The organism is Mesorhizobium sp. M7A.F.Ca.CA.001.10.2.1 (assembly GCF_003998575.1).
Taxonomy (GTDB): domain Bacteria; phylum Pseudomonadota; class Alphaproteobacteria; order Rhizobiales; family Rhizobiaceae; genus Mesorhizobium.
Genome location: NZ_RZQY01000241.1, coordinates 1 through 8,215, shown reverse-complemented (window position 1 = coordinate 8,215; position 8,215 = coordinate 1). Strand labels below are relative to the sequence as shown.

General features: G+C 64.4%; 11 protein-coding genes and 1 pseudogene. 4 read left to right on the top strand and 8 right to left on the bottom strand.

From position 1 onward, the window contains the following. From EN964_RS16920 to EN964_RS16910, 3 genes are all read left to right on the top strand, one after another. Positions 1-314, top strand: a 314-nt coding sequence (locus EN964_RS16920) for a 3D domain-containing protein (protein WP_245490661.1), incomplete at its 5' end; no start/stop codon positions are given. Continuing rightward, positions 311-841 carry a Smr/MutS family protein gene (locus EN964_RS16915; protein WP_127268045.1) on the top strand — a complete coding sequence of 177 codons (531 nt, stop codon included), beginning with the start codon at positions 311-313 and terminating at the stop codon, positions 839-841. The genes EN964_RS16920 and EN964_RS16915, both read left to right, overlap by 4 nt. A 25-nt stretch (positions 842-866) precedes the next feature. Then, a complete protein-coding gene (locus tag EN964_RS16910; RefSeq protein WP_127268046.1) occupies positions 867-1,235 on the top strand; it encodes a helix-turn-helix domain-containing protein in 369 nt (122 codons plus the stop codon). A gap of 84 nt (positions 1,236-1,319) precedes the next feature. Here the strand turns inward: EN964_RS16910 and EN964_RS16905 are convergent, their stop codons facing one another. From EN964_RS16905 to EN964_RS16880, 4 genes are all read right to left on the bottom strand, one after another. Further along, positions 1,320-1,556: a hypothetical protein gene (locus EN964_RS16905; RefSeq protein WP_127268047.1), complete on the bottom strand. Its 237-nt coding sequence runs from the start codon at positions 1,554-1,556 to the stop codon at positions 1,320-1,322. A 366-nt stretch (positions 1,557-1,922) separates the two neighbouring features. Continuing rightward, complete coding sequence (locus EN964_RS16895; protein WP_027040328.1) at positions 1,923-2,540, bottom strand: transglutaminase-like cysteine peptidase; 618 nt, start codon at positions 2,538-2,540, stop codon at positions 1,923-1,925. 233 nt (positions 2,541-2,773) lie between these two features. After that, the gene (locus tag EN964_RS16885; protein ID WP_127268048.1) at positions 2,774-4,051 is read right to left on the bottom strand and encodes a polyhydroxyalkanoate depolymerase; all 1,278 of its coding nucleotides are present in this window, start codon (positions 4,049-4,051) and stop codon (positions 2,774-2,776) included. 233 nt (positions 4,052-4,284) lie between these two features. Further along, positions 4,285-4,644 carry a septal ring lytic transglycosylase RlpA family protein gene (locus EN964_RS16880; protein ID WP_127268049.1) on the bottom strand — a complete coding sequence of 120 codons (360 nt, stop codon included), beginning with the start codon at positions 4,642-4,644 and terminating at the stop codon, positions 4,285-4,287. 309 nt (positions 4,645-4,953) lie between these two features. Here EN964_RS16880 and EN964_RS37705 point away from each other — a divergent pair, with 309 nt between their 5' ends. Further along, complete coding sequence (locus tag EN964_RS37705) at positions 4,954-5,130, top strand: hypothetical protein (protein ID WP_164749060.1); 177 nt, start codon at positions 4,954-4,956, stop codon at positions 5,128-5,130. A gap of 63 nt (positions 5,131-5,193) precedes the next feature. Here EN964_RS37705 and EN964_RS16870 read toward each other — a convergent pair whose 3' ends face one another. The 4 genes and pseudogenes from EN964_RS16870 to EN964_RS16855 all read right to left on the bottom strand — a co-directional run. Continuing rightward, positions 5,194-5,985, bottom strand: coding sequence for an ATP-binding cassette domain-containing protein (locus EN964_RS16870; protein ID WP_127268050.1), 792 nt, complete (start codon positions 5,983-5,985; stop codon positions 5,194-5,196). A gap of 10 nt (positions 5,986-5,995) precedes the next feature. Beyond that, the gene (locus tag EN964_RS16865; protein ID WP_127271637.1) at positions 5,996-6,772 is read right to left on the bottom strand and encodes an ABC transporter permease subunit; all 777 of its coding nucleotides are present in this window, start codon (positions 6,770-6,772) and stop codon (positions 5,996-5,998) included. Further along, positions 6,769-7,932: an FMNH2-dependent alkanesulfonate monooxygenase gene (ssuD, locus tag EN964_RS16860; protein ID WP_164749061.1), complete on the bottom strand. Its 1,164-nt coding sequence runs from the start codon at positions 7,930-7,932 to the stop codon at positions 6,769-6,771. Before ssuD ends, EN964_RS16865 begins: the two co-directional genes overlap by 4 nt. A 91-nt stretch (positions 7,933-8,023) precedes the next feature. Further along, positions 8,024-8,215 (bottom strand): annotated as a pseudogene (locus tag EN964_RS16855) (sulfonate ABC transporter substrate-binding protein); the annotation flags it as partial.

Here is an 8,215-nt window from a genome sequence, read left to right as displayed (position 1 = left end):
ACGCAACCCTTGGCCCGATCGCCGCCGCCAAGGTGCCGCTGACGCCGGGCCGCTCGATCGCCGTCGACCGCCTGCTGCATACATTCGGCACGCCCTTTTACATCGACGCGCCGACGCTCACTGCTTTCGACGCAAAACCGTTCCGCCGCCTGATGATCGCGCAGGACACCGGCTCCGCCATCACCGGACCGGCGCGGGGCGACCTGTTCGCCGGATCGGGCGATGCCGCGGGCGAGATCGCCGGCGTGATCCGCAATGCCGCGGATTTTTATGCGCTGGTGCCGCGCGCGCTCGTTGCGGGTGCGGTCCGATGACCCGGCGCCCGGACAAGCTCAGCGAGGATGACCGGGTTCTGTGGAACCTGGTGGCGCGCACGGCCAAGCCGCTGAAGGGCAAATTTGCCGTCGACATCCCCGACATTGCCGCCGAGGCCAGGCCAAATCAGCCGCAGCCGGCGCTGGCCTCTGCCAACGCCGCAGGGACCGCAAAGCCGAAGGCTCAGCAAGTCACGCACCGCCTCGACGAGCCGACGCTGGACAAATTATCGAAAGGCCGGCTGCCGATCGAGGGCCGTGTCGACCTGCACGGCATGACCCAGGACGAGGCTTATTCGCTGCTGTTTTCGTTCCTGCACCGGGCGCATGCCGGCGGCGTCCGCTATGTCCTGGTCATCACCGGCAAGGGCTCGTCCTCCGGCGGCGATGGGGTGTTGCGTCGCGCCGTGCCGGCCTGGCTGTCGACGCCCGCCTTCCGGCCGCTCGTCTCCAGCCACGACCATGCCGCCCGCAACCATGGCGGTTCGGGTGCGCTCTATATCCGCCTGCGGCGGGCGCGCCTGTGAGGAGTTCTATCATGAGGGCGGGGACATGACCCCGTTCGGAGAGAAGCTGCGCACGCTACGAGGCGAACGCGGTGTCCGCCAGAAGGACATGGCGGCGGCGATCGGCGTCAGCGCCGCCTACCTGTCGGCGCTCGAACATGGCAGGCGCGGTGCCCCGACCTGGACGCTGATCCAGAAGATCATCGGCTATTTCAACATCATCTGGGACGATGCCGAGGAACTGGCGCGGCTGGCCGAGGCCTCGCACCCGCGTGTAAAAATCGACACGTCGGGTCTTTCCCCCGCTGCCACCGAGCTTGCCAATCTGCTGGCCGAAAACATCGAGAAACTCGACGAGGCCGAGCTTCGCCGCATCACTGCATTGATCCGCGCGGCGTTGAACCAGCGGCCGTAGCCGACGATCCGAGCGTGATGCAGGTTCGCCTGCCTCAGCAGGAAACTGCCCGCCGGCGGACCGCCAGCGGGCACAGTGGTGAGATCATTTCTTGCCGGCCGTGCCGCCATTTCCGCCCCGGCCGTGATCGCCATTGCCGCCATGGCCATTGTTTCCACCCCCCAGGCAGCCCGACGCCCCGGCATCACCGCAACAGCGGCCGGCCCAGAGGTCGTTGAGGTTGGTTTTGGAACAGCTGGTGGTCTGCTCGGCCATGGCGGATCCGGCCATGCTCGACACCGCGAGAGCGGCAAGAAGGGTGTTTCGCAGAAAAGCAGTCATCTGAAGTCTCCATGGTTGGTTTCGGTTCACGGCTGTGTGTCGCTGGCCGAAGCGAAATGGTTCACGGAGAAATGCGAAAATTCATTGGGGGGCGGTCGCGGTGGGAAATATTGGCAGACGTCGCGCTGCCCCTCATCCGCCTGCCGGCACCTTCTCCCCGTATAGTGACGGGGAGAAGGTGCAGCCGCGCGGTTGGCGCTTACGACGTTGATGATTGGCGAAAGCGACGATGAAGGCGTCTTTCTCCCCGTCCCTATACGGGGAGAAATGTCCGGCAGGACAATGAGGGGCGGCGGCGACCTATGATGTGAAAGCAGCTAAAGCGCGCCACAAGAACGCGACGTGCCGGGATGGGCGTACCAAAACCTACTGAACCGCGCCGACCAGAACTTGCTGGCCACCGCGGATCGAGACCCAGCGGCCGGTGTTGTCGATCGCCTGCCGCTTGAGGAAGCGGTAACCGGTCGCGTCCCATGGCTTGACCTTGTCGGTCAGATTGTCGAGCACATAGTCGCCCTCGTCGGTGCGCACCGTCAGCACGGCGTGGCCCTCGCCGTCGGGCTTGCGCACGACGGTGATCAGCAGATCGGCAAGCGATATGCTCATGCGTGAAAGCTGGCGCCGCTTTTCCAGCACATAGTCCTCGCAATCGCCGACGCCCTTGTCGGGATAGGCCCAGACCTCGTCCTTGCCGTAGATGTCCATGTCGCTCATCGGCTTGACGGCGGCATTGACCCTGGCAGTGACATTGAGGAGCTTGCGCATCAGCCCGTCGCTCATCGGAGCCGGCGCCAGATTGGTCGGGCGGATCGAGCACTCGCCCGGATGCAGCTTGCAGAAATCATAGTGGCCGATCGGCTGCGAGGTGAGACCCCCGGTCGCCATCGCTCCACCCGCCAAAGCCGGTGCCACCCAGCCCGCCGTCACTGCCAGCCCGGCCGCCACATACACGCGCAGCCGTTGCGCCATCGATGAGGAAATCATTGTCCCCGCTCACCCTTTGTTATTAACGAAAGGTTAAGGGGGATTTACAGTCCGTGTCAATTACGACGACGGTCGGATTGTCGGCATGGTTACCCGAGGGGCTGGACAGCGGCACTTGTGCAACAGAATCGGCCAGCCAGCCGGCTTTTACCGGTCAATCTCACGGTTTGTCGCCGTTAAGCTTGGTTCTATGCAGGTCATCGTCCAAAAATCCGCAATTTGGGCGACTTGCATTATCTCTTGGCGGCGCGGACCAGCTTCGGTTTCACCGCGACACGCTCCTGGCGGCCATAGCTGGTGATGAAGTCGACGATGCGCGGCACGATTTCGGAACGGAAGCGCGAACCGTTGAACACGCCGTAATGGCCAACCGCCGGCTGCATGTAGTGGGCATGCCGCTCAGCCGGGATATTGGGGCACAGATCATGCGCCGCCTTGGTCTGGCCAAGGCCCGATATGTCATCGTTCTCGCCTTCGACCGTGAACAGCGCGACGTTGCGGATCGCCGACGGATCGATCCTGGTGCCGCGATGCGTCATCTCGCCCTTGGGCAAGGCCTGGCGAACGAAGACGGTGTCGACGGTCTGCAGATAAAACTCCGCCGTCAGGTCCATGACAGCCAGATACTCGTCGTAGAAATCGCGGTGCTTCTCGGCATTGTCGCCATCATGCTTCACCAGATGCATGAAGAAGTCCTTGTGGGCGATGATGTGGCGGTCGAGGTTCATGCTCATGAAGCCGGACAGCTGCAGGAAACCGGGATAGACCTCGCGGCCGAAGCCCGGCACCGGCCAGGGCGCATGCATCACGACATTGTCGCGGAACCAGTCGATGCCCTTTTCCTGCGCCAGCAGATTGACCGCAGTCGGATTGCTGCGGGTGTCGATCGGGCCGCCCATCAAGGTCATGGTCGAGGGCACGAAGGGGTCGCCCTTCGTTTCCATCAGCGCCACGGCGGCCAACACCGGCACGGAAGGCTGGCACACCGCCATCACATGCGTGTCCGGCCCCAGCGTGTGCAGCATGTCGATGACGTAATCGATGTAGTCGTCGAGATCGAACTGGCCATCGGCAAGCGGCACCATGCGGGCATCGACCCAGTCGGTGATGTGCACGTCGGCATAGGGCAGCATCGCTTCCACCGTGCCGCGCAGCAGCGTCGCATAATGGCCCGACATCGGCGCCACGATCAGAAGCTTCGGATCGGGCTTGCGCCCGGCGGGCACGGCACGCTCGAAGCGGACGAGATTGCAGAACGGCTTCGACCAGACGGTCTTCTCGGTGACCTCGACGCTCTTCCAGTCGACCACGGTCTTGCTCAGGCCGAAGGCCGGCTTGCCGTAGCGGCGCGTGGTGCGCTCGAACAGTTCGGCCGTCGCCGCGATCGAACGGCCCCATTGGGTGTGGGAAAACGGATTGAGTGGATTGGAATAGAACATCCGCACCGCGTCGGCATAGAGGCGCGCCGGCTGCAGGGCCGCGTGGTTCATCTCATAGAGCTGGTAGAACATCGAGAACCCCGCTGCTGCCTGCGACCGAAGGGACGACGAGCAGCGCCGAGCCCTAGATGTCTCGCGGGGAAGTTAACAACTAATTGCTGCGATGCAATACGTCACGCTGCGTGACCAATGCTTCTTTGGTTCAAGGCCATGGAAATCGGGGCCGAACGGCGCCAGCCGGCTCAGTGTGCGGCTGCGAAATGTGTAGGCAATGTGTCCGGCCCTTTTGCCGGACACAGGGAGCTCTAGACGCGCGCCATGCACACGGAAGTATGGCCGGAGCCGATGAAGCCGAGCTGGCCGGCGGCACCCTTCGACAGGTCGAGCACGCGCCCCTTGATGAACGGACCGCGATCGTTGATGCGCACGACGACGCTGCGGCCGTTGTTCTTGTTGGTCACCTTGAGCTTGGTGCCGAAAGGCAAGGTGCGATGCGCGGCGGTCAGCGCCGACGGGTTCATGCGCTCGCCCGAGGCGGTCTTGGAGTGCAGGGCATACCACGAGGCGCGGCCGCACTGGGCGGCGGCGGTCGCCGAAGAAGCGCCGACCATCAGGCCAGCAGCGATCGTTACCGCGACAAGCGCGGTCTGTTTTGGGTTCTTCATATTTGGGGGATGGCTCCGTTTTTGACAGACCCCAGCCGTTAGGTGCCAAATAAGGCGCGAAATGCGGCAGTGATCTGGCGGTTCCGTGGCAATGGCACACGTTTGGAGTCGCTGGGTAACAGTCTGTCAGGGATTTTCCGGCACGCGATGGTCAATCAATGATGATCTTTGTGTTGAGGTCAGACGTCCGTTTGACAAGATCGAACATTAATATCCAAGTAGAGCCCGGCATGGTCGGGCCACTTCCTTCGGCTCTTTTATCGCGGCCCCGATGCTCCAACCAATCGACTTCGAAAGCGAGATCCGGCAATGAGGCTGATCAAAAATCTGCTGGCCTTGATTGTGCTTGCCGTCGGCGTGCTGTGGTCGCTGCAAGGCGTCGGCGTTGTCGGCGGCAGCTTCATGACCGGCCAGTCGCAATGGCTGTATATCGGTGTCGTCACCATGCTGGTCGGGCTGGGGGGATTGGTGTGGGCCAATCGCTAGAGGGTGAGCTTCGAAGAAAGGTCGACCCCCACTCCGCCAATTGCGGCGCCGCCCCCGACAAACCTACCCGAACAGCCGATCCAGAATCTTGCCTTCCAGCCGCGCAAGCTCCACCGAACCGCGCCGGCGCGGCCGTTCCACGGGCACATCCAGATCAAGCGCGATCCGGCCTTCGCTGATCACCACGACCCGGTCGGCCAGCGCGACCGCTTCGGCGACATCATGCGTGACCAGAACGGCGGTGAACTTCTGCGCGATCCAGATGCGTTCCAGAAGCTGCTGCATCTCGATGCGGGTCAGGGCGTCGAGTGCGCCGAGCGGCTCGTCGAGCGCCAGGATCTGCGGGTGGCCGACCAGCGCGCGGGCCAGCGCCACGCGCTGCTTCTGGCCGCCCGACAGCACCGAAGGCCATTCGTCGGCCCGGTCGGCAAGCCCGACCTCGCCGAGAATGTCGAGCGCGCGTTGCCTTGCCTCCGCGCCGGAAGCAATCCCGGTCAGCCCGACCTCGACGTTTTTCACCACGCTGGCCCAGGGCAGGAGCCGTGGTTCCTGGAACATGAAGCGCGTGCGGCTGTGTCCTTCCTCTTCGACGCCGAATGTCAGCGATCCCGATGTCGGCCGGTCGAGCCCGGCCAGAAGCCGCAAAAGCGTGCTTTTGCCGCAGCCGCTCTTGCCGATGACGGCAAGGAACTGCCCGGCCGGCACGTCCAGGTCGATGCCGTCGAGCACGGTCTTGTCGCCGAAGCGCTTGCCGGCTTGCCTGAAGGCAAAGGCCCGCTGCCCTTCGACGGAGCCGATCGGTCGCACCGGCGTGGCGACGAAGGAACGGGCTGCGGTCAGGCTGGCGGCGGTCATGGGCAATCTCTCATCTGTTCTGGAAGGCCGGATGCCAGCCGAGCGACAGCCGCTCGAGCAGGCGGGCGAGGCTGTCGGCGAGCTTGCCGAGCAGCGCGTAGATCAGGATCGACAGCACGACGACATCGATCAGCAGGAATTCGCGCGCCTGCATGGCCATGTAGCCGAGGCCGGAACTGGCCGAGATGGTTTCGGCGACGATCAGCGTCAGCCACATGATGCCCAGGGCATAGCGCAGGCCGACGAAGATCGCCGGCAGCGCACCGGGCAGGATGACGCGGAAGAACAGGGCGCGCCGGTCCATGCCGTAGACGCGGCCCATCTCGACCAGATGCGGGTCGACGCTCTGGATGCCGAGCAGCGTGTTGACATAGATCGGAAAGAACACGCCGAGCGCCACCAGGAACAGTTTGGCTTCCTCGTCGATGCCGAACCACAGGATGACCAGCGGGATCAGCGCCAGGTGCGGGATGTTGCGGATCATCTGCAGCGTCGTGTCGGTCAGGCCGCGGCTGAGCGTCGAGAGCCCGTTGGCAAGGCCAAGCGCAAAGCCGATCGAGCCGCCGATGGCGAAGCCGGCAAGGGCGCGCGCGGTCGAAACGCCGATGTTGCGGACCAGTTCGCCCGACAGCGTCAGCCGCCAGAAGGCCTCGGCGACCGCACTTGGCGCCGGCAGCACGTTGGCGGGCATGACGCCCGCGCGGCTGGCAATCTCCCAGCCGGCAATAACCAGCGCCGGGAGCAACCAGCCGATGGCATTGCTATGCAGGCGCGTGGCAAAGCTCATGACGAAGCCTGCAGGCGGTTGGCGCCATGGAAGCCGACCGAGAATTCGTTGGCGATGTTCTCATGCGCCCGCTGCCGCCTGGTGCCGAGCCCGAGTTTCGGGAATAGAAGCTCGGCGACGCGGTACGCTTCCTCGAGATGCGGATAGCCCGAGCCGATGATGGTATCGATGCCGATCGCCTGGTATTCGCGGATGCGCTCGGTGATCTGTTCCGGCGTGCCGACCAGCGCCGTGCCGGCGCCACCGCGCACCAGCCCGACACCGGCCCACAGATTGGGCGAGACGACCAGTCTGTCACGGCGTCCGCCATGCAATTGCGCCATACGGCGCTGGCCGACCGAATCCATCTGGTTGAGGAAGCGCGCCTGCGCATTTTCGATCTGGGCGTCGGTGACATGGCTGATCAGCCGGTCGGCGGCGCGCCAGGCTTCGTCCTCGGTCTCGCGAACGATGAAATGCAGCCTGATGCCGAAGCGCAGTTTTCTGCCGCGCAGTGCCGCTTTTGCGCGCGCCGCAGCCAGCTTCTCGGCAACCTGCGCCGGCGGTTCGCCCCAGGTCAGATACATGTCGACGAGGTCGGCGGCGAGGTCCTGGCCTGCGTCCGACGACCCGCCGAAATAGAGCGGCGGCCGCTCCTGGTGCGGCAGAAGGTCGAGGCGGCCATTCTCGACGCGGTAATATTTGCCGTCGAAATTGACCCGCTCGCCGGACACCAGGCCGCGCCAGATGGTCAGGAACTCATGCGCCTGGGCATAGCGCTCGTCATGCGGCAGGAAGACGCCGTCGCCGGCGAGCTCGGTCGGGTTGCCGCCGACCACGACATTGAGCAGCAGGCGGCCATTGCTCAAGCGATCGAGGGCGGCGGTCTGGCGCGCGGCGAAAGTCGGCAGCGTGACACCCGGCCGCAGCGCAACGAGAAACTTCAGCTTTTCGGTCAGCGTCGCGAGACCTGTCGCGGTGATCCAGGAATCCTCGCAGTTCTGACCCGTGGGCAGCAGCACGCCGGGAAAGCCGAGCCGGTCGACCGCTTGCGCGATCTCCTTGAAGTAGCCGAATTCGGGCGGTCGCTGCTGCTCCTCGGAACCGAGATAAGAACCGTCGCCATGCGTCGGGATGAACCAGAAGAAATCGAGCGGTGCGGTGCTGGCAGGCGCGGTCATGTCTGGCACAGTCACGGGCGGATCTCCTGTAGATATGGGTGCAAACGCAAATGGCGCCGGGCGTACTCACCCGGCGCCGTCAGGGGACAAGTTAGTTGCCGGGTGCCGTCCACACCGCGTCGGAGATGCGGACCGCTTTCGGGATCAGCCCGAGCTTGTAAAAGCGGTCGGCGGTGGCCTGCTGGCCGGCGATGATCTCGTCGGTGATCGGAAAGATGCCGAACTTGGTGCGGTTGGCGGCGATGATCTGCGCGTCGAGCGGCACGCCGGTGACCTCATGCAG

Excerpts from the sequence above, each read along its gene's own strand:
- EN964_RS16915 (WP_127268045.1), top strand. The coding sequence starts at position 311 with ATGACCCGGCGCCCGGACAAGCTCAGCGAGGATGACCGGGTTCTGTGG.
- EN964_RS16910 (WP_127268046.1), top strand. The coding sequence starts at position 867 with ATGACCCCGTTCGGAGAGAAGCTGCGCACGCTACGAGGCGAACGCGGT.
- EN964_RS16905 (WP_127268047.1), bottom strand. The coding sequence starts at position 1,556 with ATGACTGCTTTTCTGCGAAACACCCTTCTTGCCGCTCTCGCGGTGTCG.
- EN964_RS16895 (WP_027040328.1), bottom strand. The coding sequence starts at position 2,540 with ATGATTTCCTCATCGATGGCGCAACGGCTGCGCGTGTATGTGGCGGCC.
- EN964_RS16885 (WP_127268048.1), bottom strand. The coding sequence starts at position 4,051 with ATGTTCTACCAGCTCTATGAGATGAACCACGCGGCCCTGCAGCCGGCG.
- EN964_RS16880 (WP_127268049.1), bottom strand. The coding sequence starts at position 4,644 with ATGAAGAACCCAAAACAGACCGCGCTTGTCGCGGTAACGATCGCTGCT.
- EN964_RS37705 (WP_164749060.1), top strand. The coding sequence starts at position 4,954 with ATGAGGCTGATCAAAAATCTGCTGGCCTTGATTGTGCTTGCCGTCGGC.
- EN964_RS16870 (WP_127268050.1), bottom strand. The coding sequence starts at position 5,985 with ATGACCGCCGCCAGCCTGACCGCAGCCCGTTCCTTCGTCGCCACGCCG.
- EN964_RS16865 (WP_127271637.1), bottom strand. The coding sequence starts at position 6,772 with ATGAGCTTTGCCACGCGCCTGCATAGCAATGCCATCGGCTGGTTGCTC.
- ssuD (WP_164749061.1), bottom strand. The coding sequence starts at position 7,932 with ATGACCGCGCCTGCCAGCACCGCACCGCTCGATTTCTTCTGGTTCATC.